The 23659-nt window shown below is 60.8% G+C and carries 23 protein-coding genes and 1 tRNA gene; 16 read left to right on the forward strand and 8 right to left on the reverse strand.

Features of this window, described 5'->3' with window-relative positions; all coding sequences use genetic code 11:
- The first annotated feature begins 186 nt into the window (after positions 1–186).
- Genes ribH through AC3WTO_RS05725 form a run of 3 tightly spaced genes read left to right on the forward strand, consistent with a single transcriptional unit; the run spans position 187 to position 2377 of the window.
- A complete protein-coding gene (gene ribH, locus AC3WTO_RS05715; RefSeq protein WP_492459682.1) occupies positions 187–681 on the forward strand; it encodes a 6,7-dimethyl-8-ribityllumazine synthase in 495 nt (164 codons plus the stop codon).
- A complete protein-coding gene (nusB, locus tag AC3WTO_RS05720; RefSeq protein ID WP_448113959.1) occupies positions 678–1169 on the forward strand; it encodes a transcription antitermination factor NusB in 492 nt (163 codons plus the stop codon). The genes ribH and nusB overlap by 4 nt, the downstream gene beginning before the upstream one ends.
- Positions 1166–2377 carry an MFS transporter gene (locus tag AC3WTO_RS05725; protein ID WP_492459683.1) on the forward strand — a complete coding sequence of 404 codons (1212 nt, stop codon included), beginning with the start codon at positions 1166–1168 and terminating at the stop codon, positions 2375–2377. Before nusB ends, AC3WTO_RS05725 begins: the two co-directional genes overlap by 4 nt.
- A 66-nt stretch (positions 2378–2443) precedes the next feature.
- Here AC3WTO_RS05725 and AC3WTO_RS05730 read toward each other — a convergent pair whose 3' ends face one another.
- Positions 2444–3766 (reverse strand): M48 family metallopeptidase, encoded by a 1323-nt coding sequence (locus AC3WTO_RS05730; RefSeq protein WP_492459684.1) that lies wholly within the window; start codon positions 3764–3766, stop codon positions 2444–2446.
- A gap of 219 nt (positions 3767–3985) precedes the next feature.
- On the opposite strand from AC3WTO_RS05730, the gene AC3WTO_RS05735 reads away from it, so the two are divergent.
- The 6 genes from AC3WTO_RS05735 to AC3WTO_RS05760 all read left to right on the forward strand — a co-directional run bounded on the left by AC3WTO_RS05735 (position 3986) and on the right by AC3WTO_RS05760 (position 11491).
- Positions 3986–4948, forward strand: a complete 963-nt coding sequence (locus AC3WTO_RS05735) for a DMT family transporter (protein ID WP_492459685.1) — start codon at positions 3986–3988, stop codon at positions 4946–4948.
- Between the two features lie 216 nt (positions 4949–5164).
- A complete protein-coding gene (gene osmF, locus AC3WTO_RS05740; protein WP_492459686.1) occupies positions 5165–6079 on the forward strand; it encodes a glycine betaine ABC transporter substrate-binding protein OsmF in 915 nt (304 codons plus the stop codon).
- A 66-nt stretch (positions 6080–6145) separates the two neighbouring features.
- Positions 6146–7312 (forward strand): ABC transporter permease, encoded by a 1167-nt coding sequence (locus tag AC3WTO_RS05745; RefSeq protein WP_492459687.1) that lies wholly within the window; start codon positions 6146–6148, stop codon positions 7310–7312.
- Entirely contained in the window at positions 7309–8247 is a 939-nt protein-coding gene (locus AC3WTO_RS05750) for an ABC transporter ATP-binding protein (RefSeq protein ID WP_492459688.1), read from the forward strand. The genes AC3WTO_RS05745 and AC3WTO_RS05750 overlap by 4 nt, the downstream gene beginning before the upstream one ends.
- Entirely contained in the window at positions 8244–8993 is a 750-nt protein-coding gene (locus tag AC3WTO_RS05755; RefSeq protein WP_492459689.1) for an ABC transporter permease, read from the forward strand. Before AC3WTO_RS05750 ends, AC3WTO_RS05755 begins: the two co-directional genes overlap by 4 nt.
- A gap of 359 nt (positions 8994–9352) precedes the next feature.
- On the forward strand, positions 9353–11491 hold the full coding sequence (locus AC3WTO_RS05760) for a sodium-translocating pyrophosphatase (RefSeq protein ID WP_492459690.1): 2139 nt from the start codon (positions 9353–9355) through the stop codon (positions 11489–11491).
- Between the two features lie 92 nt (positions 11492–11583).
- Here the strand turns inward: AC3WTO_RS05760 and AC3WTO_RS05765 are convergent, their stop codons facing one another.
- Positions 11584–12093: an outer membrane protein assembly factor BamE gene (locus AC3WTO_RS05765; RefSeq protein WP_492459691.1), complete on the reverse strand. Its 510-nt coding sequence runs from the start codon at positions 12091–12093 to the stop codon at positions 11584–11586.
- Between the two features lie 122 nt (positions 12094–12215).
- Between AC3WTO_RS05765 and AC3WTO_RS05770 the strand changes: the two genes are divergently transcribed.
- The 6 genes from AC3WTO_RS05770 to AC3WTO_RS05795 all read left to right on the forward strand — a co-directional run bounded on the left by AC3WTO_RS05770 (position 12216) and on the right by AC3WTO_RS05795 (position 16631).
- On the forward strand, positions 12216–12755 hold the full coding sequence (locus tag AC3WTO_RS05770; RefSeq protein WP_492459693.1) for a ubiquinol-cytochrome C chaperone family protein: 540 nt from the start codon (positions 12216–12218) through the stop codon (positions 12753–12755).
- Positions 12756–12767: 12 nt separating this feature from the next.
- Positions 12768–13319, forward strand: coding sequence for a YceD family protein (locus AC3WTO_RS05775; protein ID WP_492459694.1), 552 nt, complete (start codon positions 12768–12770; stop codon positions 13317–13319).
- 104 nt (positions 13320–13423) lie between these two features.
- Entirely contained in the window at positions 13424–14494 is a 1071-nt protein-coding gene (gene plsX / locus AC3WTO_RS05780; protein ID WP_492459695.1) for a phosphate acyltransferase PlsX, read from the forward strand.
- Positions 14495–14500: 6 nt separating this feature from the next.
- A complete protein-coding gene (locus AC3WTO_RS05785; RefSeq protein ID WP_492459696.1) occupies positions 14501–15472 on the forward strand; it encodes a beta-ketoacyl-ACP synthase III in 972 nt (323 codons plus the stop codon).
- 100 nt (positions 15473–15572) lie between these two features.
- A complete protein-coding gene (locus tag AC3WTO_RS05790) occupies positions 15573–15896 on the forward strand; it encodes an integration host factor subunit alpha (protein WP_492459697.1) in 324 nt (107 codons plus the stop codon).
- A gap of 195 nt (positions 15897–16091) precedes the next feature.
- Positions 16092–16631 (forward strand): MerR family transcriptional regulator, encoded by a 540-nt coding sequence (locus tag AC3WTO_RS05795; protein WP_492459698.1) that lies wholly within the window; start codon positions 16092–16094, stop codon positions 16629–16631.
- 56 nt (positions 16632–16687) lie between these two features.
- Here AC3WTO_RS05795 and AC3WTO_RS05800 read toward each other — a convergent pair whose 3' ends face one another.
- From AC3WTO_RS05800 to AC3WTO_RS05810, 3 genes are all read right to left on the reverse strand, one after another.
- Positions 16688–17473: an SDR family oxidoreductase gene (locus tag AC3WTO_RS05800; RefSeq protein ID WP_492459699.1), complete on the reverse strand. Its 786-nt coding sequence runs from the start codon at positions 17471–17473 to the stop codon at positions 16688–16690.
- Positions 17474–17599: 126 nt separating this feature from the next.
- Positions 17600–17908 (reverse strand): putative quinol monooxygenase, encoded by a 309-nt coding sequence (locus AC3WTO_RS05805; protein WP_492459700.1) that lies wholly within the window; start codon positions 17906–17908, stop codon positions 17600–17602.
- Between the two features lie 93 nt (positions 17909–18001).
- Positions 18002–18934 carry a sigma-70 family RNA polymerase sigma factor gene (locus tag AC3WTO_RS05810; protein ID WP_492459701.1) on the reverse strand — a complete coding sequence of 311 codons (933 nt, stop codon included), beginning with the start codon at positions 18932–18934 and terminating at the stop codon, positions 18002–18004.
- 174 nt (positions 18935–19108) lie between these two features.
- Here AC3WTO_RS05810 and AC3WTO_RS05815 point away from each other — a divergent pair.
- Positions 19109–19185, forward strand: a tRNA-Pro gene (locus tag AC3WTO_RS05815).
- A gap of 191 nt (positions 19186–19376) precedes the next feature.
- On the opposite strand, the gene AC3WTO_RS05820 is transcribed toward AC3WTO_RS05815, so the two are convergent.
- The 3 genes from AC3WTO_RS05820 to AC3WTO_RS05830 all read right to left on the reverse strand — a co-directional run bounded on the left by AC3WTO_RS05820 (position 19377) and on the right by AC3WTO_RS05830 (position 23638).
- Positions 19377–20720, reverse strand: a complete 1344-nt coding sequence (locus AC3WTO_RS05820; RefSeq protein ID WP_492459702.1) for an O-antigen ligase family protein — start codon at positions 20718–20720, stop codon at positions 19377–19379.
- Positions 20717–22255, reverse strand: coding sequence for an undecaprenyl-phosphate glucose phosphotransferase (locus tag AC3WTO_RS05825; RefSeq protein ID WP_492459703.1), 1539 nt, complete (start codon positions 22253–22255; stop codon positions 20717–20719). Before AC3WTO_RS05825 ends, AC3WTO_RS05820 begins: the two co-directional genes overlap by 4 nt.
- A 222-nt stretch (positions 22256–22477) precedes the next feature.
- Positions 22478–23638: a DmpA family aminopeptidase gene (locus AC3WTO_RS05830; protein ID WP_492459704.1), complete on the reverse strand. Its 1161-nt coding sequence runs from the start codon at positions 23636–23638 to the stop codon at positions 22478–22480.
- Positions 23639–23659 lie beyond the last annotated feature (21 nt).

Consider the following 23659-nt stretch of genomic DNA (forward strand, 5'->3'; position numbering starts at 1 on the left):
TCGTTCAATACGGCTGTTCTAAACTGGATTATATTTTATCCCTAAAGGAATTAAAGGCTTGGCTGACGCGAAAGGATCGCGTGGCGACGGTGGGTGGCGCAACGCATGGGATGGCAGGCATGCTCAAACGTCGCTTGCACCCGCCGCCGCTTAGGCCTAAGTCACCGACAATTCCCGGAGACCTTCATGGCTGGCACATCCCAACACGGCAAGGCGTTCATTCGGCCAAAGAAGAACGCCCACCTTCTCATCATCGAGGCGCGGTTCCACGACGACCTCGCCGATGCGCTGCTTGACGGCGCCACCAATGCGCTGGATGAAGCGGACGCAACCTACGATGTCGTAACTGTTCCTGGCTCGCTCGAAATCCCTGGCGTCATCGCTTTCGCGCTCGACGGCATGGCCGAGGGCGGCAGGATCTATGACGGCTTCGTCGCGCTTGGTACCGTCATTCGTGGCGACACCTATCACTTCGACATCGTGGCAAATGAGTCGAGCCGCGCGCTAATGGACCTTTCGGTTCAGGAATCGATCGCGATCGGCAACGGCATCCTCACCACCGAAAACGAGGAGCAGGCCTGGGTACGGGCCAAGAAGAGCGAAGGCGACAAGGGCGGGTTCGCTGCGCGCGCGGCGCTCACCATGGTCGCGCTCAAGGAAAAGTTGGGAGCGCAATCGTGACCGAACCGTCCGATTCTGCCCCGCGCCAGGCCAACAAGCGTGGCGCTGCACGCCTTGCGGCGGTGCAGGCGCTTTACCAGATGGATGTTGCCGGCTCGGGTTTGCTCGAAATCACTGCCGAATACGAGGCGTTCAGGCTCGGCAAGGAAGTGGATGGCGCTCTCTACCGCGAAGCTGACGCGCAGTGGTTCCGTGCCATCCTTGCCGGTGTGGTCGAGAACCAGAAGACGGTCGACCCTGTTATCCGACAGTCCTTGACCGAGGATTGGCCTTTGTCGCGGCTGGATTCCACGCTGCGCGCCATCCTGCGCGCCGGCGTGTACGAATTGATGAAGCGTGAGGACGTGCCCGTCGCGGTGATCGTCTCCGAATATGTCGATATCGCCAAGGCCTTCTACTCTGAAGACGAGCCCAAGCTGGTCAACGCGGTACTCGACCGCGTCGCGCGCCGCGTGCGCGGCGAGGGCAGGGGAAAGGATGCAAGATGAGCGTCGTGACGGCCGCCGCTGAAAACGAGGCGCGCCGCACCGCCTTCATCCTCTCCGCCGCTCAGGCGGTGCTTGGTTCTGCCGGACCGATCTGCTTCGCGCTCGGCGCGCTCGCCGGTGAATTCCTGCTTGGCCCCGACAAGTCGCTGGCCACCGCACCGCTCACCGGTTTTTCCGTTGGTCTGGCAGTTGGCGCCTTGCCTTCAGCCGCAATGATCCGCCGGCTCGGCCACCGCGACGGCTTCCTTGTCGGCACCGGCGTGACGGCACTGGGAGGCTTGATCGCGACGCTGGCACTTTTCCAGTCGAGTTTCTGGATTTTCGTCTTCGGCCTGTTGGTCATCGGAGTGGGCGCTGCCTTCATCCAGCAATTCCGCTTTGCTGCCGCCGACAATGCGCCACCGGAATTCAAGGCGCGCGCTATTTCTTTCGTGCTGGCGGGCGGCATCATCACCGCCATTCTCGGGCCGCAGGTGGTGATCTTCACCAAGGATCTGCTGGCGCCCGTGCCCTTTGCCGGCGCCTTTGCGTCGATCCTTGCCCTGTCGGTGGTGGGCGCCGCGATCCTGTTTTTCCTAAACACCCCAAAACCGTCGCAAGCTGAACAAGCAGCCGCCCATGGCGGCAGGTCTCTCGGCGAGATCATCAGCCAGCCGCGCTTTTTCATCGCGCTCTTTTGTGCCGTCGGCTCTTACACCATGATGACCTTCGTCATGACCGGCGCACCGCTGGCCATGGTCGGTTGCGGCTTTTCCTCCGATGAAGCTACGCTCGGCATCTCCTGGCACGTGATGGCGATGTTCGGGCCGAGCTTCTTCACCGGTCGGCTGATCCATCGTTTCGGCGCGCCGACCATCGTCGCCATCGGCTTCGTACTCCTGATCGGATGTGCGGTGATCGCGTTGTCAGGTATCCAGCTTTGGCAATTCTGGACCACCTTGATCCTGCTTGGGCTCGGCTGGAATTTCGGCTTCATCGGCGCCACCGCCATGGTGACGGAAAGCTACCGGCCCGAAGAGAAGGGCACGATCCAGGGCTTCCACGACCTGATCCTGTTCGGCTCCGTGGCGTTTGCCTCGCTGATGTCAGGGGCGGTCTACAACGCCTGGGGGTGGTCGATGCTGGCCTGGGTCGTCTTTCCCGTCTCGATCATATGCCTCCTGGCGCTGGGTGCCCTGCGCAGCACGGCGTTGCGCGAGGCCAGCTGAGGCAGCATTTGGTCTGTCGACATTCGGCATGCGTTAGCCGTGAAGCTATTCGCCGTCGACCAGCGGTCAGTGATCGGTTGCCCGCATGTGGTCAGCCTTCCATTGCATCGCCATTCTGACACGTGTGGCGCCCGACGGATGGTCGAAGAACAGAAATTCTTCGACGGGGCCGGGTTCAATCTTACGATACTCCGACAGTTTCATCGCAATTTCGGCAAAGCCGTCCGGCTCACGCGCCGCGTCAAGTCCAAACCTGTCGGCGTCGAGCTCCTGCCAGCGGATGATCGTGTTCATGACGGGGGATATCACGAGGAAGAACGCGACGGCGAACGCGGAAAACAACGGAACGATTGCCGGGTCGCTGGTACCGCGAATTCCCCACCTTGTTCCCCAGCGCTTGAGCACGATTGGCGCCAGCCGATAGATCAGCCAGAACCCGGCGATGAAGATCAGCGCCAGCATGCCGATCAGCTGTTTTGCGTGGCCAAGGACATAGTGGCCGAGTTCGTGTCCCATCACGGCAGCGATCTCTGCTTCGTCTGCCCGATTGAGTAGGTTGTCATTCAGCGATACCCGAACGGTTGGCCCCAATCCGCTGACATTGCCCGAAATGCGCGTGTCCTGTTTCGATTGATCAAACACATAAATATGGTCGGCGGAAACATCGTGATCCCGCGCAATTGCGACGATACGCTCGCGCACCGGACCAGCCGGAAGCTCGGTATAGGTGTTGAAAAGCGGAGCAACAAATACCGGCGCGACGAGTGTTCCGAAGATCGTGACTATGGTCAGCGTTGCCGCTCCCCAGGCCCACCAATGTCTTGGTGACTTGCGTATCACTGCGAAGATCGATGTCAGCAGCAGTGTGCTGACGATGCTCAAAACGCCAATGCCGATCGCTTGTTCGCCAAGCCAGCCCAGAAAATTCTGGCTGAGCAGGCCGTACTGCTTCTCGCGCCAATACCCGCTGTAGACTGTCCATGGTGCCATGATCACCGCACCGACAATCGTATACGGGACAGCATAAAGCGCCGGCACCAGCCATTGCCGCTTCGTCAGACGTTCTGCCCGATTGCGCAGGGATACGGAAAGGCCGCTCTGCAGGATGAGCCATTTGGTGAGCACGGAAGCAATGGCGCCCCAAATCATCAGCCAATATCCGCCTTCAAAATAGGCGTCCGATTTGGCACGTGCTGCGCCTTGCACGGTATCCAGATAAGTGCGCGTTGCGGCATCGACATCGAACAAAACCGCAGTATCTGAGGCTAGCGCAAAGGACGGCAGGATCATTGCTCCCGCAGCAGCAAGAAAGATGGCAATCAATCGCATTTCCTGAACCCTCGGATCGCCTAGCAACGGAGCTGAGAACGTCCACTCCTCGGTTGCCATCAGCTCATCCGGAGCTGTCAATCACAGCTTCATTACGCGAAGTATGCACAGATCGTGCAGGAAGAAGCTTCTTGAACTGGACTGTCATCTGGTTCGGTGCCGTTTAAGGTCGATTGGAGCAGGATCGTATCGTACGCTGCCTCTATCGTGGGTCGTCAGTGTCCCTGTATGACAGGGTCGTGCCAAGCCTTTCGGCGATGTCGGCATCCGGAGCTTCACATGGCTCAGTCTTTCATCCCACGGCGAGGCACCGGTATTGCGCTCGCCTTCATCTGCCTGCTTGTCCTTGGCCTGATGCCGATCATCGCCATTGGCCGTCCCGCCGGCTCCAGCGCTCTCGTCTTCGCATTGTGGATGTCGGTCTGGCAGCTTCTGTTTTCGCTGCCGCTTCTGGCGCTCGAGTGGCGTTCCGGCGAGCGTGGACTGTTTGGTGAACGCCTGCCCAAAGCAGAACGCTGGCGCGTGCTTGGCGTGACGCTGTTCACCGGCGGCCTCTTCAGCCTGTCGACCTGGATGTATGTGCTGGCTTTCGAGAAGGCGGGCGCGGTCAACGCTGCCATCGCGCTGCAGGCCTATCCGCTCTTTGCCGCTGCTCTCGAGGCGGTTTTCCTGCGTCGCCGCAAGAGCGCGCTCGAACTTGGTTACATGCTCCTGGTGGTTGTCGCCCTCTATTATCTCGCCACGCAGGGTACCTGGCGGCTGGCCGGCCTGTCCTTGTGGTTCCTGCTGGCGCTTGCCGTTCCACTCGTCTGGAGCGTTGCCCATATCATCGTCAGGCAGGCATTGCTGTCGACGCCGATTACGCCGAGTCAGGTGACCACGTCTCGTTTGATCGTTTCCACGGTCTTCCTGTTTCTGCTCGCGGCCGCATTCGAGGGGTTCGATGCCATCAGCCTGTCTGGGCTGGATGTCCCTTTCCAGGTGTTCGCGGTAGCGATGGGATTTGCCTACTATGTGGAATTGATCGTCTGGTTCTACGCCGTTCGCCACATCGACGTGTCGGTCGCCAGCTCCATCACCGTGCCGGCGCCCGCTGTGACGATGGTCCTGTCCGCGCTGCTCTTCCATGAGACGGTCACTCAACTCCAGATCGCTGTTCTGGGGCTCGTCGTGCTTGGACTGACAGGTCTGCTATACGCCGGTTCACGTGCTCATCGCGCAGCATCGTGTGAAGCGGGATAGGGATTTCGCAACGTTGGGGAGGAACGAGCGGCGCTCGAACCGGCAACAACCGGGCCAACTGACAGGACGCTGTCGGGATGGGCACAAGTTCAACGCTCCTCCTGGATAAAAATATTGCGCTTACCCTCCATCTTATGAAACCGTATGCCCCGACTGCCCATCTGGGTCATGCGATAGCAAGCATCGTCTTCGGTTTCATCAGAGGGATTTGCCGCCATGTCTTCAACCAGATTTCTCGCCGGCGCGTTTTTGGCGCTCGGCCTTTCCGTCGCTTCTGCCAACGCCGCCGACGTCGTCGTCTCTTCCAAGATCGACACGGAGGGCGGGGTTCTGGGCAACATCATCCAATCGGTGCTGAACGCCAACGGCATCAAGACCGTCGACCGCATCCAGCTCGGCGCGACGCCTGTGGTGCGCAAGGCGATCATCGCCGGCGAGATCGACATCTATCCCGAATATACCGGAAACGCGGCCTTCTTCTTCGAAAAGGCCGACAATCCAGTCTGGAAAGATGCTGCCAAGGGCTACGCCGAGGCCAAGAAGCTCGACTATGACGCCAACAAGCTTGTCTGGCTGACGCCGTCGCCCGCCAACAACACCTGGGCTATCGCTCTGCGCAAGGATGTCACCGAAGCCAACAAGCTGGCCACGCTCTCCGATTTCGGCAAATACGTGTCGGGCGGTGGCAAGGTCGTGCTCGCGGCTTCTGCCGAGTTCGTCAACTCGGCCGCAGCGCTGCCGGCTTTCCAGACGACGTACGGTTTTACGCTGAAGCCGGAGCAACTGATCACGCTTTCCGGCGGTGACACCGCAGCCACCATTGGCGCTGCAGCCAACCAGACCAACGGCGCCAACGCTGCAATGGTCTATGGCACCGATGGCGGTATTGCACCATCCGGCCTGGTTGTTCTCACTGACGACAAGAACGTCCAGCCTGTCTATCAGCCGACCCCGATCATCCGCGAGGCCGTGCTGAAGGAAAATCCGAAGATCGAAGAAGTGCTGAAGCCGGTGTTCGAGAAACTCGACCTCGTCACGCTGCAGGATCTGAACGGTCGCGTCCAGGTCGGCGGCGAGCCGGCCAAGGCGGTCGCCGAAGACTTCCTGAAGAAGAACGGCTTCCTCAAGTAGGGAGCGGTTCCGGCGCGCCGACTGGATCGGATCCGTTGGGCGCGCCGGACCTGTGGGACCGGGATCGTGGGCATTCGCTTCGACAAGCTGGGTGTGGTGATTGCCACGATTGCCGCCTATGCGGCTTTCCTTGCACCATTCGCCACCTTTCGGGCCAACCGCATCGTGCCTGGGGACGGGCGCTCGATCCTCGACGCGCTTCCTGCCGTCAGCGGGCCCTTGCTGCTGGCATTGATTGTCGCTGCCATTATCGTCGCCTTATTGAAGACACCGCTGGCCTGGCGGCTGGTCGCCAGCGTCGTATTGCTGGTGGCGCTCGCATTGGCCATCGGCAGCACTGGTGGCTTTCTAACCCCACCCGGAAACACTTTCGCGCGCGTTTCGCCGGCGTCCGGCTTCTGGTTGCTGATTTTCGCTTTTACCCTGCTGCTGGCAGACGTGTTGACCCGCCTTGAGCTGTCGCCGTTCGTGCGCATCGGCATTCTTCTGATCGCGGCAGTCGCCATCGGCACCCTTCTGGCGTCCGGCAGCTGGGACAGCCTCTCCATTCTAAAGGAATACACCAACAGGGCCGACAGTTTCTGGGCCGAGGCGCGCAAGCACGTCGCCCTGGCGCTGGGTTCGCTGGCGGCCGCCGTTGTGGTCGGCCTGCCGGTTGGCATTCTCTGCCACAGGGTGGACGCGCTGCGGGCAGGGGTGCTCAACGTACTCAACATCATCCAGACCATTCCTTCGATCGCGCTGTTCGGCATGCTGATCGGGCCGCTCGGCTGGGTAGCACTGCATGTACCTGGCGCAGCAGCGCTCGGCATTCGTGGCATTGGCACTGCCCCGGCCTTCGTGGCGCTGTTCCTCTATTCGTTGCTGCCGGTGGTGGCGAATACGGTGGTCGGCCTCGCCGGCGTGCCGAAGGCCGCTAACGAGGCCGCAAGGGGCATGGGCATGACGGATCGGCAGCGGCTGTTCGGCGTCGAGTTTCCACTCGCCTTTCCGGTGATCCTGACCGGTATCCGCATCGTACTTGTGCAGAACATCGGCCTTGCCACCATCGCAGCCCTGATCGGTGGCGGTGGCTTCGGCGTCTTCGTTTTCCAGGGTGTGGGCCAGACGGCAATGGATCTGGTGCTGCTCGGTGCCGTTCCGACGGTGGCATTGGCCTTTGCTGCAGGAATCGTTCTGGATGCCGTCATCGAACTCACCGCAACAGCCAGGCGCAAGGAAGCGGTCGCATGATCGAAATCGAAAACATCACCAAGCGCTACGACAAACAGACCGTCGTTAATGACGTGTCGATGGTGATTGAGCCTCGCACCATTGCGGCCATTGTCGGCACCTCGGGTTCAGGCAAAACCACGCTGCTGCGCATGATCAATCGGCTGGTCGAACCGACCTCGGGTACGATTAAGCTGGATGGCGTCGATAACCATTCGCTGCCCGACTATGAGCTGCGCCGCTCGATCGGCTACGCCATCCAGGGCCACGGCCTGTTCCCACATCGCACCGTGGCGCAGAACATCGCCACCGTTCCGCTGCTGCTCGGCTGGGATAAGGAACGCATCGACGAGCGTGTCGATGAGCTGTTGAGGCTCTTCCAGCTCGACCCGGCGGCTTTCGGACCACGCTATCCGCATGAATTGTCGGGCGGCCAGCAGCAGCGTGTCGGTGTGGCGCGTGCGCTCGCTGCCAAACCCAACGTGCTTCTGATGGACGAGCCGTTCGGGGCGCTCGATCCGATCATCCGCACCAAGGCACAGGAAGACCTGCTCGCCATCCAGAAACACTTCGGCACCACCATCATCCTGGTCACGCACGATATGGAGGAGGCGGTTCATCTGGGCCACAAAATCGCGGTGATGGATGGCGGCAAGCTGGTGCAATACGCCAAACCCGCCGAGATTCTTGCAAAGCCGGCCAGTTCCTTCGTCGAGACGCTGGTCGGTTCGTCCGAGCGTCCATTCCGGCTGCTGTCGCTCGGCCGTGTTGGCGATGCGGTTGAGAAAGGCAGCGCGGAAGGCGAAGCTATCCCCGCCGATGCCAGCCAGCGCGATGCGCTGGCGGAGCTGCTTTGGACCGGCAAACCGGCATTGCCGGTCAAGGGTGCTGACGGCAAGGCACTTGGCCGTGTCACTGTAGACGGCCTGATCAAACTCGCGGCGAGACCGGCATGAAGAAGGTGCTGCCGGTCGCATTGCGTGTCGTTCTGCTCGTGCTCCTGGTGGCGTTCATCGTCAGTCCCGGCTGGTTCGAGCCGTTGTTGAAGCCACTAACGGAAAACAACGCGCCGGCGATCTACAACCAGGGTAGCCTGCTGTCGCTGACATTGCAGCATCTTGGCACCGTGGCTGTGGCAACGATTGCCGCGATCGTCGTCGCCATCGGCCTGGCTATCCTGGTGACCCGCCCCTTCGGCGCTGAATTCCTGCCGCTGTCGCGTTCGCTCGTCAACATCGGCCAGACCTTCCCGCCTGTGGCAGTGCTGGCGCTGGCCGTGCCTGCGGTCGGCTTCGGTGAGAAGCCGACATTGATCGCGCTTTTCCTCTATGGACTGCTGCCGATCTTCGAAAACGCGTTGACCGGACTCACCACGCTGCCGGCCAATGTCGTGGAAGCCGCGCGCGGGGCCGGCATGACAAACCGGCAGAAACTGCTGAGGGTGGAACTGCCGCTCAGCTTTCCGGTGATTCTGGCGGGCATACGGCTGTCTGTCGTGATCAGCCTGGCCACTGCCACCATCGGATCGACCGTTGCGGCCAAGACCTTGGGTGAAGTCATCATCGCCGGATTGATCTCCAACAACCTCGCTTTCGTCGTCCAGGGGGGACTCATCGTCGCGGGACTGGCTGTTTTCATCTATGACGGCCTGATGGCTCTGGAACGTGTCGCCGCACGCCGGATGGGGCTGGTGGCGCAATAGAATATCGCGCGTCCATTTTGAGTCTTGCTCCGGCATCCGCAGGTTGCGCCCCCTGCATTCGAAAGTTGCCCTCAATTCCGACGCTTGCAAGCCGGATGTGGCATTTCATTCGAATGCTGCCGCAGCTTCAGATTGTGGTTGGGGCTTCTGCAGATCGACCCCGAAATTCAGGTCTGCGTGCCGGGCGCGGTAAACTGTCGCAGCTAAATGCGGGCAAATGTCGCACTCCGGCTTGACGGTCGAGACCATGGCTTTGCATAAATCGATCGAGGGGTCGGGATTCCGCTCGGGAATCTCGGTTCGGTTCCACGGTCCGGGGAGGAGGTCTGCCGGGCCATAGATCGAGGAATAATCCGCAAATGACCATGCTTTATGTCGTCATCCTCTGCGGCGTGCTTTCGATCGTCTATGCCATCTGGGCTACACAGTCCGTGATGGCGTCCGATCAGGGCAACGCCCGCATGCAGGAAATTGCCGCGGCGATCCGCGAAGGCGCGCAGGCCTATCTGGCGCGCCAATACACCACCATTGCCATCGTCGGGGTCGTCGTGTTCCTGCTGGCCTGGTGGTTGCTGTCGGGTACCGCCGCCATCGGTTTCCTGATCGGTGCCGTGCTTTCGGGCGCGGCGGGCTTCATAGGCATGCATGTTTCGGTGCGCGCCAATGTGCGAACAGCACAGGCCGCGTCGAACAGCCTTTCGGCCGGCCTCGATATCGCTTTCAAGTCGGGTGCCATCACCGGCATGCTGGTTGCCGGCTTGGCGTTGCTCGGCGTCTCCGTTTATTACTGGGTTCTGACTGGCCCGCTGGGCCTGGCGCCCGGCGATCGTACCGTGATCGACTCGCTGGTAGCCCTTGGCTTCGGCGCGTCGCTGATCTCGATCTTCGCCCGTCTCGGCGGCGGCATCTTCACCAAGGGTGCTGATGTTGGTGGCGATCTCGTCGGCAAGGTGGAAGCCGGCATCCCGGAGGATGATCCACGCAACCCTGCCACCATCGCCGACAACGTTGGTGACAATGTCGGCGACTGCGCCGGCATGGCCGCCGACTTGTTCGAGACCTACGCCGTGACTGTGGTCGCGACCATGGTGCTGGCTGCAATCTTCTTTGCCGGCACTGACGTGCTGTCCAGCATGATGCTCTATCCGCTGGTCATTTGTGGTGCCTGTATCGTTACTTCCATTATCGGCACTTTCTTCGTCAAGCTCGGCGCCAATGGTTCGATCATGGGGGCGCTCTATAAGGGACTGATCGTCACAGGCATCCTGTCGATCGTCGGCTTGGGGGCCGCCACGTCCATGACCATCGGTTGGGGTCCGGTCGGAGCCGGCGCGCATGTCGTGACCGGAACGAACCTGTTCATCTGCGGCCTGGTTGGCCTGCTGGTGACGGCGCTGATTGTGGTGATCACTGAGTACTACACCGGCACCAACAAGCGTCCGGTCAATTCGATCGCTCAGGCCTCGGTCACCGGCCATGGCACAAATGTCATCCAGGGCCTCGCGGTTTCGCTGGAATCGACTGCACTGCCGGCCATCGTTATCGTTGGCGGTATCATCGCCACCTTCCAGCTGGCAGGCCTGTTCGGTACTGCGATCGCCGTCACCACCATGCTTGGTCTTGCCGGTATGATTGTGGCGCTCGACGCCTTCGGCCCTGTCACCGACAATGCCGGTGGCATCGCTGAAATGTCTGGCTTGCCTAAGGAAGTGCGTCATTCCACCGACGCACTTGACGCTGTCGGCAACACGACCAAGGCCGTCACCAAGGGTTATGCCATCGGTTCGGCCGGCCTTGGCGCGCTGGTGCTGTTCGCCGCCTATTCGAACGACCTGCAATATTTCGCGGCCAACGCCGCGCAATATCCTTACTTCTCCGATCTCGGCACGGTCTCCTTCGACCTGTCGAACCCCTATGTCGTCGCCGGCCTGATCTTCGGCGGTCTGATCCCCTATCTGTTCGGCGGCATCGCCATGACGGCGGTCGGACGCGCGGCCGGCTCGATCGTGGAAGAGGTGCGCCGCCAGTTCCGCGAGGATCCTGGTATCATGAAGGGTACTTCCAAGCCCAACTATGCCCGGGCGGTCGACCTTTTGACCAAGGCGGCGATCAAGGAAATGATCATCCCGTCGCTGCTGCCGGTGCTGGCGCCACTCGTCGTCTATTATGGTGTGCTCCTGATCTCGGGTTCGAAGGCTTCGGCTTTCGCCGCGCTCGGCGCCTCGCTGCTCGGTGTCATCGTCAACGGCTTGTTCGTTGCCATTTCGATGACCTCCGGCGGCGGTGCCTGGGACAACGCCAAGAAGTCGTTCGAAGACGGCTTCACCGACAAGGATGGCGTCAAGCATCTGAAGGGGTCGGAAGCGCACAAGGCTTCGGTGACCGGCGATACGGTTGGCGATCCCTATAAGGACACCGCCGGGCCGGCGGTGAACCCGGCGATCAAGATCACCAACATCGTGGCCCTGCTCCTGCTCGCCGTGCTTGCGCACAGCTGACAGCTACCTGTCAAAAAAGAAATCCGCAGGAGCGATCCTGCGGATTTTTCTTTTGTAGGATTGTGTCGCAGGCGGCCGCGCCTGCGGTGCTGTTAGAGCCCGGCAGCCGGATTGGGCTTGAGCTTGCCGGCGCCGGAGATGATCTGGCCGAGGAAGTTCTGGTCCTTGCCGCCCGTCGGCGTCGTGCGGGAGATGAAGTCGAACACTCGTCCGTCCTTCATTCCGTAATTGGCGAGGCGGGCGACACGACCGTCCTGGCCGAAATAGACGGCCAGTACCTTCTGGTCGACGACGCTTGGGTTGGCGAAGGCGACCGAACGACGGCGCGTCTGCGAGATGTAATAGAAGACCTCATTGTCGAAGGTCGCCGTGGTGGATGGCGTACCCAGCGCCAGCAGCACCTGCTCGCGGCTGGAGCCGACGGGAACCGAATCCAGCGTCTGCTGGTCGACGATGTAGCCCTGGGTGAGCGTTTCACCTGGGGTCAGATCCCCAAACATCTTCGATGAATTGCAGCCGGTCAGCGCCGTTGCAATGACAAGCATCGAGACGACAGACACAGGACCTGCCAAGGCGGTCGACTTGAATTTCAAAGCGCGCAACGACAACTCCATAGTCCGCTCTCGGGCACCGGCTTGCGCGAGGCGGCAAAACCGGTAAACCAGCTTAGCCGCCGATGCAACAATTGTGCCTTAACAAACAGGTCCCCGGGAGACCGTCCCCCATGTTTCAGCGCCTGTTCGGCCGTGAACGCCATGCCAACCGCGCTATTGCCGAGGCGCTGTACGCACAAATCGTGGCGGCGGCGCGGCAAACTTTCTTTTATTCGCACTGGAATGTGCCCGATACGCCGCTCGGCCGTTTCGAGATGCTGTCTTTGCATATGTTCCTGTTCCAGCACCGACTGCATGGCGAGAGCGGTATGCCGGCTGAATTTGCGCAGACATTGATCGACGAGTTCTTCACCGACGTCGACCATTCACTGCGCGAACTCGGCATCAGCGACGTTGGTGTGCCCAAACGCATGAAGAAACTGGCCAAGATGTATTACGGCCGTACCGCCGCTTATGCCGACGCGCTGGACCGCGATGACAGAGGAGATCTGGCTGCGGCCTTGTCCCGCAATATCCGTCCTGATGTCGCGGATTGGCCGGAGGCGCCTGACATGGCCGCTTATGTGCTGCGGGTCAGGGAGACGCTTGCCGCGCAAGCGACCGACACGATCTGCCTTGGCGAGCTTGCTTTTCCGGCGGCCGCCGCCTGAAGGATGACTTCGATGAAACATCAAGAGGAACCCCGGAGTTCGGTCTCGTTCGAGGCGCATGTCTCGCGACTGCCACAAAAGGGCATGCCTGTGCGCATCGAAGCCGATGCCGCCCAGCGCGCCGCTCTCGCCAGGGACCATGATCTGGTCTCCGTCGAGCGTTATGTGGCTGATCTTGTGGTGACCCCCTGGAAGCGCCACGGCGTAAAAGTGACCGGACGTGTCGAGGGTGATATTACGCAGGCCTGCGTGGTGACGCTCGAATCGCTGACCGTGCATATCGACGAAGAAGTCGAGGGGTTGTTCCTGCCCGAGGATTCGAAACTCGGCCGCCAGGGTTTCGAGGGCGGCGGCGAGATTTTGATCGACGCAGATGGCCCCGATAGCCCGGAAACCTTTACCGGCGATACGATCGATGTCGGCGCGCTGGCCGAGCAGTTCTTCGGCCTGGCGATCGACCCCTATCCGCGCAAGGCTGGCGTTTCTCTGGAGGCGGAGCCCGATGGGGCAGAACCCGAAAGCGAATTCCAGAAAAAGCTGAAATCCCTGCTCGGAAAATCCTGAAAGCCATGGGCTGACGATAAAAGCCGGTTGTGCGGTGACTCAAAACCGCTATTTTCGCCGGAAAGTCACGATGGTCCCAAGCCAACCCACGAGATGAACAACGCGTGATAAAAATCTCCATTGATGCCATGGGCGGCGACCACGGTCCCGGCGTGGTCATTCCGGCGCTTCAGACTGTTGCCACCCGCCGCCCGGACATCCGTTTCATTATCTACGGCCGCGAAGACGTTGTGCGGCCCGAACTGGTGAAGTTTCCTGGTCTTGCCGAGAAGAGCGAGTTCTTTCACTGCGAAGTCGCTGTCCGCATGGATGACAAGCCCAGCCAGGCATTGCGCCATGGCCGCTGGAAATCGTCGATGTGGAAGGCGATCGAAGCGGTGAAGGCAAATTCGGCCGATGCCTGCGTGTCCGCAGGCAACACCGGTGCGCTGATGGCGATGTCGAAATTCTGCTTGCGCACGATGGCGACCATAGACCGACCAGCGATCGCGGCCATCTGGCCGACCGTACGGGGCGAAAGCGTGGTGCTCGATGTCGGTGCCACCATTGGTGCAGACGCGCATCAGCTTGTCGACTTCGCCATTCTCGGCAGCGGGATGGCACGCGCTGTCTTCGGCGTTGAGCGGCCGACGGTTGGCCTGCTCAATGTCGGCGTTGAGGAGATCAAAGGGCAGGAAGTGGTCAAGGAAGCCGGGCGCATGCTGCGCGAGGCAAACATGAACTCCCTTGCTTATCACGGCTTTGTCGAGGGCGATGACATCGGCAAGGGCACCGTCGATGTTGTCGTGACCGAGGGTTTCGCCGGTAACATCGCGTTGAAGACCGCCGAGGGTACGGCACGCCAGATCGGCGGCTATCTGCGCGCGGCCATGAGCCGGACGCTTATGGCGCGCATCGGCTATCTGTTCGCCAAGGGCGCTTTCGACCTGCTGCGTCAAAAGATGGATGTCAGCCGTTCCAACGGTGGTGTCTTCCTCGGATTGGACGGCGTCGTGGTAAAGAGTCACGGAGGTGCCGATTCGGCGGGGTTTGCGGCAGCGGTGGAACTGGCCTACGACATGGTGCGTAACCGGTTGTTGGATCGTATCGAGGCGGATCTCGATCTGTTCCATGCGCGCAACCCGCAGTCTCCGGCCACCAGGAAGTCTGACGTCGCGGTCGACGAAGAAGGATAAGATAGCTTGATCAGATCAGTCGTGCGCGGCACGGGCCAGGCGTTGCCCCGCCGTATCATGAAGAATGCCGATTTCGAGGGCATGGTCGAAACGTCGGACGAATGGATCGCCCAGCGTACCGGCATTCGCCAGCGTCACATCGCATCCGATGACGAGACGACGGCTTCGCTCGGCGAGGGGGCTGCACGGGCAGCGCTGCTCGATGCCGGTTTGACACCGGACGATATCGATCTCATCGTCCTGGCAACCTCAACGCCCAACAACACCTTTCCGGCCACCTCGGTCGAGATTCAGCAACGGCTGGGCATGCGTCACGGCTACGCCTTCGACATGCAGGCGGTCTGCTCTGGCTTCGTTTACGCCGTCACCACGGCTGACGCCTATATTCGTGCCGGCCTGGCCAAACGTGTGCTGGTGATCGGCTCTGAGACCTTTTCGCGCATTCTCGACTGGAGCGACCGCTCGACCTGCGTCCTGTTCGGCGATGGTGCCGGAGCGCTCGTGCTCGAGGCCACCGAGGCGGCTGGCACCATCGCTGACCGCGGCGTTCTGGCAGCCAGCCTGCGCTCCGATGGATCGCACAAGGACAAGCTCTATGTCGATGGTGGTCCGTCGACCACCGGCACGGTAGGCTATCTCAGGATGGAAGGGCGCGAGGTGTTCAAGCATGCCGTCGGCATGATCACCGACGTGATCGAGGCGACGTTCTCGCAGGCCGGTATCACGGCGGAAGACCTCGACTGGTTCGTGCCGCACCAGGCCAACAAGCGCATCATCGATGCTTCCGCCAAGAAGCTCGGCATCGCCGAGGAGAAGGTGGTGATCACGGTCGACAAGCACGGCAATACCTCGGCGGCCTCCGTGCCGCTGGCGCTTTCGATCGCCGCTGCCGACGGTCGTATCAAGCGTGGCGACCTCGTGCTTCTGGAAGCGATGGGCGGCGGATTCACCTGGGGCGCGGTCCTCGTCAGATGGTGAACGAACCGCACGGTTCGGTTCTTGACCTTGTCGAGTCAATTACTTAGGCTCCGCCCTCGTTTAGTCGATACATTTGAGCACAAGCTGATAGGACGGTCTGATGGGGGGAAAGACACTTACACGTGCTGACCTTGCTGAGGCCGTTTATCGAAAGGTCGGTCTGTCGCGCACGGAGTCGGCCGAACTGGTCGAAGCGGTGCTCGACGAGATATGTGAAGCGATCGTCCGCGGGGAAACAGTCAAGCTGTCGTCCTTCGCCACCTTCCATGTCCGTTCCAAGAACGAGCGTATCGGACGCAATCCCAAAACCGGTGAGGAGGTACCGATCCTGCCGCGCCGGGTCATGACCTTCAAAGCCTCGAACGTTCTGAAGAGCCGCATCCTGCGCTCTCATCAGGCCGGCAAGACAAAATCAAGCAAATAGGCGAAAGTCCGACTCTGCGGTTGAAAACCGGCCCTGGCTTGATGCCGGGCTTGAATGTCGGATGATAAATCGCTGAAATAGGCGTCGATTCGACGGAACTCTGTCGAATTTTCGGTTCGTCTGTTCTTTGCGCATTGGATTGACCAACGCACGTGACGACGCGTCCGATCCGATGCCCAGCGCGAGGATCCGCCCATGGACAAGAGCCCCGATGCCTTCCGCACCATTTCCGAGGTAGCTGAAGACCTTGATCTGCCGCAGCATGTGTTGCGGTTCTGGGAAACGCGTTTCAACCAGATCAAGCCGATGAAACGCGGCGGTGGTCGTCGCTATTACCGGCCGCAGGATGTAGAGCTCATCAAGGGCATCCGCCACATGCTCTACGACCAGGGCTACACCATCAAGGGTGTGCAGAAGCTGCTGCGCGAGAACGGCAACCAGTTCCTGATTGCGGTTGGCCACGGCGACGTGGCCGCCGTCGAGGCGATTGCGCAGCGTCGGCAGGCCGAAGAGGTGCCGCTGACCCCGGCAGCACAGCCGCGCGCCGACGACGAGATGCTGGTCGGCCAGCCGACGGCCAAGCCGAATCGCCGTTTCTTCGGTCTCGGCAAGGCCGACGAAGAGGGGCCTGTCCAGGCCGGCTCCGGCAAGCTCTCGCGCGATAACCGAGCCTTGCTGCAGGAAGCGCTATTCGACCTGCTGGAATGCAAGCGCCTGCTCGACCAGGTGCGTTGACGAAACCGGCTGGACGGGATTCCGGCTGAACGCGTACGGGTGAGCCGCCACGCGGGCTAGATCGCCCCGAATCTCTCCTTCAGGAACTGCTCCCAGGTCTGACGGCCAACCGCGCTGTCGGGCACAAGGCCGTGGCCACTGCGAAATGCATCATGGAATGCCGGTTCGGGATCGTGCGCCAGGGTGGTCACCGTCGGAGCGATCACCGACGATCGCGCGTAGCGTTCCGCCATCGCCTCGAGCCGCAGGATCTCCGGGCCTGCCATTTCCGAGCAGTAGCCGACGTCATGGCTTGCGACGGCGCCGGCCAACCTTTCTGCCACCTCCGCAACCGCGATCGATTGAAAGAACAGGCCTTTGGGCACAGTGATGGTACGCTGCGCCTTGTCTTCGAAGCTTTGGACGAAACGCAGCACGAAGTCGTGAAACTGCGCAGCGCGCAGGATCGTGTAGGGCAGCCCCGACCTGCGCACGATCGCCTCGGCGGAGAGCTTCGTCTTGAAGTACGGAAAATCGATGCGGTCGACGCCGACGATCGAGATGTAGATGAGGCGCGGCCTGGCGTTGAGGCGAGCGGCATCGACCAGATTGCTGGTGCCTTGCAGATCGGTGGCGCCATCGGCATCGAAGCTGGACGCGCAGTGGATGATCGCAGCGACGCCGGCGGTGGCGCCGGCAAGGCTGTCCCGTAGTTTCAGGTCGCCACTGACGATTTCAGCGCCTTCGACCTTCGCGTTTCTGGATCTCGCTAACGCCCGAACGCGATGTCCTCGGGCCAGGAGCGCGTGAACGACGGCCGAACCAAGATTGCCGGTCGCCCCGGTGACGAGAATGGTGGCCATTTTTTCCCCATGCGGTTGAACTTCGCGGCGAGCCTGCTTGAGCGCTTCCATCCGGAGGCGCTCAAGCGCTTTGTTCTTCAGGTAATTCCGGACGGAAAACCGCTTCTCACTTTTCCTGTAGCTGCTTTAGCGGGGGCGCTCCCAGACCGGGGTGGCGACGTGAAATTCACCGTCGCCGTCTAGAAGCGGCGCAACCTCGTCGTGATAGACGCGGTACCATGGTTCGGCGACGAACCGCTGCGGCGTCTCGCTGTCGCTTGTGATCTGGAACACGCAGATGACGTCCGGGTCGTTGTCGTCGAAACAATAATAATAGCCTTCGAAGGAAGGGTGCTTTTCGATGTTCGTTTTGAGAAGCCGCTCCCAGACGCGACGGACCTCTTCGCGCCGACCTGGTTTGGCTCGAAACTTCATGAACAGGGATGATTTCGGCACGACTTGTCCTCCGGTGAGTGTGTCCGAGCGCTTATGCGTCTCACCGATATTGACGATCCAGGCCGCCGCTTGTGACGTTGGTACCGATTTTCCTTACTGGGGCAGGTGCGCGAGACCGTCTGTCGGGGGAAACAGCGACAGGCTTGCGAGCTTGCCTGGGTTGCGCTGGATAAAGATGTGCTTTGCTTTGCCTGAATCTTCGAAACCGAAAGATACCGCTGCAACGGTCGCATCGTCTTTCGCAAGGGTCAGAGCCCTTGCTCCGTTGAGTTCAGTGACGGTCCAGCCGTAGCGTGACCAGACCTTGCGCAAGAATGTCAGAACGAAGTCGAGAACGTCGGCCCTGCCTCGCAGCATATGGACAGCGGCGCCCACCTTGCCGCCAGTGTCATGCCGGATCTCGACATCTTCCGACAACAGGTTGGCGAACTTCGTCGCATTACCGGTGAAGATCGCGTCCTGGAACGCAGCCAGCAGCCGCTCTTGTCGGTCCGTCGATGGCAGCTCGGATCGCAATGCGGATTGCCCCACATTGCTTCGAGCTCGGGAAACGAGTTTTCGGCAGGTTGCTTCCTTGAGGCCAAGGATCTCCGCGATTTGCGGGTAGGGGAGCTCGAAAATGTCGTGCAGCAGATAAGCGGCGCGTTCCTTTGGCGAAAGTCGTTCGAGCATAAGGAGAAAGGCAGTCGTCATGGACCGCGCCAGCGACGTTGGTGTCTCTTCCTCCGGCTCGACCTTGGTGTGGATCGCTTCCGGAAGCCAGGCTCCGACATAATCCGTGCGCTGTCGTCCGACGCTTCTGAGCAAATCGATACATCGTCTCGTACAAGCGGTCGTCAGCCACCCGGTCGGATTGCGAATCGTGGCGCGATCTGCCTCCTGCCAGCGCAGGAATGTGTCCTGAACCGCATCTTCCGCATCGATGCGGGAGCCCAGCATGCGATAGGCGAGCCCCAGTAAAGCAGGGCGGATATCGGTAATTATGTCGCCGCTGGTGTGTGTTTGACGTCGTTTGTGCTTCGGCATCTTATCTCGCCGGTTTTCGTTATCCTACTCTGTTGACGTACGGATCGGTCGGTTTGTGACGCATTCCCGCGAATGACAGGCCGTCGATTTTCACAGGCGATTGGCTGCTTGTGGCGATGAGTTCAAATTAAGCCTTGCGCCGCAACCCTCGAAAATATAAGGCTTCGCGCGGCTCGGAGTGTAGCGCAGCCCGGTAGCGCACTTGACTGGGGGTCAAGGGGTCGTCGGTTCGAATCCGGCCACTCCGACCATTTTCAAACAGATTGACTTGACCCCATTTTGACGGCGTTACGCCGTCGTCGGCATATGGCGATGCCGATGGAATATCGGCTCCGAAAGCCGATCTAGAGCAATTCCAGCAAAAGCGAGTAGCGGTTTTCCGTGCGGAATTGCGTAAAAACAAAGAGTGCGTTTCCGCGTTTCCGTGAAAAACGGAAACGCTCTAGTTGGCAGGGCGCAGCGACAGCAGCGACACCGACCGGAAAGCAGGCAGAGGCTCGGCTGGCACTACAGCAGGGGCGGCGGCCCGCAGGCGGGGTGTTGAACCGCCATTGGGCAGACTGATCAAGCCGCGCTGATAGCGGTACTCCAGCGCAATGCCGCCCCAGATCAGGCCGAGCAGCAGGTAGAAGTGGCGCCAGTGATCGGTGTCGATAACACTGCCGAGACCAACATGGCCGAGATAGACGACATAGGCGCACAGCACATAGGGCTGCCATGGCCTGTTGCGCAGCAGCAGGCGAAAGCCCGCAACGATCGTCCAGACCGTCAGGGTGAGGTAAGACACGAAGCCCAGCCAGCCGTAGTCCATCAGCGTCTTAAGCCAGATGTTATGCGTATCTTCGCCATACATCTTGCCGAACACCAGCGCGCCAATGCCGAACGGCCTTTCCAGCGCCAGCATGAAACCGATGGCATAGCGGGCAAATCGACCAAGCCGCGCCGAATCGTAGTCCTGCGCCAGCCTCGCGCGCGTAGTCAGCATCTCGGCCACACCGGGGATCTGCAGCACGACAAGCATTGCGACCACCAGCCCGACAAGGACGGCGAGGGTCATTATCACCACGCGCAGCCGGAAACGGCCGCTGTTGTTCTGCAGGAACACCAGGCCGGTCAGAAGGACGACAGCGACACCGAACAGTCCCCAGGCGCCGCGTGAGAAGGACAAAAAGATTCCGCCGACCACGATCAGCAGCGGTATCGCCAGCAGCGGCATGCGGTGCACGGGACCGGTCAGCAGCCGGTAGAACAGGTAGATGCCGGGCAGCACCAAGAAGGGGCCAAACACGTTCGGGTCTTGGAAAGCGCCTGCGGCGCGCTCGTATTTGGTGAAAATCTCCGCGCCGGGAAACAGCTTGAAATAGCCGGCGATACCGAGAACCGAGGTGACGACGGCTGTCGTCGTATAGGCCAGGAAGATCAGCCGGTAGAGATCCGGTCGGCGTTCGACCACGGCAGCGAAGAAGACGGCGGTGAAAGCCAGGAACAGCGAGACGGCCAGATAGAGCGGCGTCCACGACAGGTCGGCCATCTGCGTCATGGCAAGCATGCCGCCGATGTTCATGGCCACGAGCAGGACGAGCAGCGGCGCCACGGCGCGTGAGATATGCAGGCCGAACAGCGCCCAGACGCCAATCAGCGCAGCCATGTAGAGCTCGTAAGGGGCGGGCTCTTCGATGACGAAGCCTGACAGCAGAATGCCGACAATGATGGCGCCCGACGACAGCAGCGCGATCAGCTTGGCGTTGACCACGGCCCATGGCAATTCATGCGGCTGTACACTCAATACGCGTTTTCCGTGTTGAGCAGGCGTAGCGGCGTCAACAGCAGGATCCGCAGGTCGAACAGCATCGACCAGTTCTCGATGTAATAAAGATCATACTCGGTACGCATGCGGATCTTTTCGTTGGTATCCATCTCGCCACGCCAGCCATTGATCTGTGCCCAGCCGGTCACTCCCGGCTTGACGCGATGGCGGGCGAAGTAGCCGTCGACGACTTCGTTGTAGAGAAGGTTGTGCGACTGGGCGGCGACTGCGTGCGGGCGAGGGCCGACCAGTGAAAGCGAGCCGAACAGCGAATTGAAGAACTGCGGCAGCTCGTCGAGTGAGGTCTTGCGGATGAAACGGCCGACGCGGGTCACGCGCGGGTCATTCTTGGTCACGGTTTTCTTGGCGCTGGGATCGGACTTGTCCGCATACATGGAGCGGAATTTGTAGACGACGATCTCCTCGTTGTTGAAGCCGTGACGCTTCTGCTTGAACAGGACAGGGCCTTTGCTGTCCAGCTTGATGGCGATCGCGGTCGCCAGCATGATCGGCGAGAATGCGACGATGCACAGGACCGAAAAGATGATGTCGAAAGCGCGCTTGGCGACCGAGTCCCAATCGTTGATCGGCTTGTCGAAGATGTCGAGCATCGGCACCGAGCCGATGTAGGAATAGGAGCGGGGCCTGAACTGCAACTGGTTGGTATGCGCGGAAAGGCGGATGTCGACCGGCAGCACCCAGAGTTTCTTCAAAAGCTGCAGCACGCGCGCTTCGGCCGAGATCGGCAGCGAGACGATCAGCATGTCGATGCGCGCGACGCGGGCAAATTCTAGCAATTCCGCAATGGTTCCGAGCTTGGGGTAACCTGCCACCACCGGTGGCGAACGGCTGTCGTCGCGGTCGTCGAAGATGCCGCAGATGCGGATATCGTTGTCCGGCTGCTTTTCAATCGAGCGGATGAGCGTCTCCGCCGCCTTGCCGCCGCCCACGATGACAGCGCGACGCTCCATGCGTCCATCGCGCGCCCAGCGGCGCAAAAGTCGTGCCGTGACAAGTCGCATCATGAAGGTGAGCACAAAGCCGACGACGAACCATGTGCCGAACAGCAGTCGCGAATAGTCCTGGGAGATCTTGAGAAAGAAGGCTGCGACGGCAAGGGCCGCGAAAGTCCCCGCCCAGATCGACAAGAGGCGGCCGAAATTGGCGATGGGCCTGAGCAGCCGTGGAACCTGATAGCAGTCGGCAACCTCGAGAAGGATGATCGCAAGCAGCGAGGCGGAAGCAAAGGTCAGCGCGTATTGCCAGCCAAGATGCTCGAAAAGACCTTCGTAATAGACATAAAGAGCCAGGCCTGAGAGAAACAGCAATGAAAACTCGATCAGGCGCAGGGTGCCGATGACCATTACTGGCGACATCGTATCGGTGCGGTACTGCGCAGCCACCTGACGGGCGAGTTCACTCAACCCGGCGGAAGACTTCTTGTCCGCTGCCGGGTCTTCGAACTTGCGCACCGCATCAGTTGAAAAGCGGCTTGCCGGATCGCTCTTGTTCATAAAATAGTTCCCAAGCTTGCTTCTCCCTATCACAGGAGAGCTAACATTCCCTTCCCGGAACCTTTTGAGTTCAAACTTTCAGGTGGGTGCCGCGGCGGCATGCTAGCAGAATGCCGCCGACTTGTCGCGAAGCCGGAATGACCTCGAAGCTTGGGATGGATTTGCCTGGGACGCGCCGAGAAGTGCCGGCGCGCTGTGGCGGACAATGGAGAGGCAGGCCCTTCAGCTTGCGATGACGCCGCGTGCCTTGAGTGCCTTCAGCACGCGGTCATGCGGCAGCGCGGGGCTGCGGTGGCCGTCGCGGCCGATCATCTCGGCATTGGCGACCAGCGCGTTGACCACGGCTTCCTCTGTTGCCTGCACAACTGCCGAATAGAAATCGTCCATGCGCCCCCATGGAATGAAATCCATATGGCTGTAGGTGCTGGCGTCAGGCTCGCCTCTCGGAAAGCGTCCGTTCAGCGCGTCGCGGTTAGCAGTCGAGAAGGCGAGGAAGATGTCGCCCGAAAAATGCGAGCCGGCAGTACCAGTGCGTGCAAGTCCGAGAGGCACGCGCCGCGCAAGCGCCTTGCATTGGCCGGGCAGAAGCGGGGCGTCGGTAGCCACGATGCCAATGCAGGATCCGGCTCCAGCTGGAAGGCTGGCGGCAAAAGCTTCCATCGGGTTGTCGTCGGCGAGTTCAGTACCCAATGGCACACCTGCGATGGTCAGTTCGTTGCGGGAGCCGAAATTGGTCTGCAGGAAGACGCCAACCGTGTAGCTGCGATGGCCGTAGTCGACGACGCGTGAAGCGGTGCCGTTGCCGCCCTTGAAGGCATAGCAATTCATGCCGGTGCCGCCGCCGACCGAGCCTTCCTCGATCGCGCCGCTCCGCGCGGCGTCAAGCGCTGCAACCGCGTGGCTGCTGGTCACATGCGGACCGTTGATGTCGTTCAGATACCCATCCCAGGTTTCCGCCGCGACCGGCAGCATCCATTGATTGGCCACATCCGGCTTGTTGCGTACCATCCAGTCTATCGTTCCGCGATGGCAGGGGCCGATCGCATGCGTGTTGGAGATCAGGATCGGCATGTTCAGCGCACCGGCTTCCTCCAGCCACGACACGCCGGTCATCTCGCCGTTGCCGTTGAAGGAATGATAGCCGGCGGCGATCGCCTGGCCTGCCCCTTCACGCCCGAGTGGCAGGATGGCGGTGACGCCTGTGCGCACCGGGCCCTTGCCGATCTCCATCTTGCCGTCGCCTGAAATCAGCGTGGTGTAGCCGACCTCGACCCCCGGCACATCGGTGATGGAATTGAAGCGACCCGGATTGCCAGTAAAGGGGATGCCGAGCGCCCTGGCGCGGGGTTTGCCAGAGGGCGTGACATGCGAGGTCTCACTCATACGTTCTTCCTTGAAAAACTG

It is taken from the genome of Mesorhizobium sp. EU05-FHT14A09, assembly GCF_058790995.1.